Raw genomic sequence first — 1,396 nt, forward strand, 5'->3', positions numbered from 1 at the left:
CGATCTTCAACTGGAACGGTATGGGGCGCTACTTCATCCAGACCCTCAACAACAACGACATTCACGGCGTGGTCGCTGTCGCGGCCTTCGGCGCCCTGATGACGGCGATCGGCGCGATCCTCGCGGACGTCGCGGTCGTGATCCTCGATCCGAGAGTGCGGGTGAGCTGATGTCTCTGGAATCCATCGGGGTCTCCCCCGAGATCGCCGCACCCGAGAGGCCGAAGAACCGCAAGCGCACCTCGATGCTGACGCTGTACACACGTCGCTTCCTGCGCAACCGCGGCGCGCTGATCGGCATCGTGATCCTCGTGCTGCTGGTGCTCTTCGCGATCGTCGGACCGCTGCTCTCGCCGTACTCGCACACCGATCTCGACTTCCTCGCCCTCCGGCAGGGGCCTTCGGCCGAGCACTGGTTCGGGACCAACGGCTCGGGCAACGACAACTTCGCCCAGGTCGCCGTCGGGCTGCAGCGATCCATGATGATCGCGGCGCTCGTCGCGATCGGAACGACGGTGGTCTCGGCGATCGTCGGCGCGACCGCTGCATACTTCGGCGGCCGCTACGAGAAGGTCATGCTGGCGATCATCCACTTCATGATGGTGATCCCCAACTTCCTGATCCTCGCGATGATCTCCAATGACGCGGGCGGCAACTGGCTCGTCATCTCGCTCGTGATGATCTTCGTCGTCGGATGGTTCTTCCCCGCCCGGATCATCTGGACCCTGTCGCTGTCGATCCGCGAGCGCGAGTACGTGCACGCCGCGCGCTACGCCGGGCTCTCCGGCATGCGCATCGTGCTGCGTCACATGCTGCCGAACATCGGCTCGCTGCTCGTGATCAACTTCACCCTCGGCGTGGTCACCGCCGTGCTCACCGAGACCGCCCTCTCGTTCCTCGGGTTCGGCGTCAAGCTGCCCGATGTCTCACTCGGCGCGCTCATCGGATACGGCTCGAGCACGCTCGTGAGCGCGCCGTGGCTGTTCTACTTCCCCGCGGCGGCGCTGACGCTGCTCACCGTCTCGATGGCTCTCATCGCCGACGGTCTGCGCGACGCCCTCGATCCGACCTCTGCGGCTGGAGGTCGCGCATGAGTACTGTCCTCTCCGTTCGAGACCTCAGGGTCAGCTTCCCCTCCGAGGCGGGTCGCGTCGACGCCGTGCGCGGCGTCTCGTTCGACCTCGAAGCCGGCAAGACCCTCGGCATCGTGGGCGAATCGGGTTCGGGCAAGTCCGTCACCTCGCTCGCGATCATGGGCCTGCTCGACGACAACGCCAAGGTCACCGGCTCCATCGTCTACGACGGCCAGGAGCTGCTCGGCAAGTCCGACAAGCAGCTCTCGGTGATCCGCGGCAACGGCATGGCGATGGTCTTCCAAGACCCGCTGACGTCGCTGA

The 1,396-nt window shown here is 65.5% G+C and carries 3 protein-coding genes; all 3 read left to right on the plus strand.

What is annotated here, in order from left to right; all coding sequences use genetic code 11:
* Positions 1 to 2 precede the first annotated feature (2 nt).
* The gene (locus J7E68_RS18995; RefSeq protein ID WP_311417427.1) at positions 3 to 170 is read left to right on the plus strand and encodes an ABC transporter permease subunit; all 168 of its coding nucleotides are present in this window, start codon (positions 3 to 5) and stop codon (positions 168 to 170) included.
* Positions 170 to 1,093 (plus strand): ABC transporter permease, encoded by a 924-nt coding sequence (locus J7E68_RS19000; protein WP_215175102.1) that lies wholly within the window; start codon positions 170 to 172, stop codon positions 1,091 to 1,093. The genes J7E68_RS18995 and J7E68_RS19000 overlap by 1 nt, the downstream gene beginning before the upstream one ends.
* Positions 1,090 to 1,396: ATP-binding cassette domain-containing protein (locus J7E68_RS19005; RefSeq protein ID WP_215175103.1), on the plus strand; the 307-nt coding region annotated here is incomplete at its 3' end. The genes J7E68_RS19000 and J7E68_RS19005, both read left to right, overlap by 4 nt.

It is taken from the genome of Microbacterium sp. ISL-103 (assembly GCF_018613995.1).
Classification (GTDB): domain Bacteria; phylum Actinomycetota; class Actinomycetes; order Actinomycetales; family Microbacteriaceae; genus Microbacterium.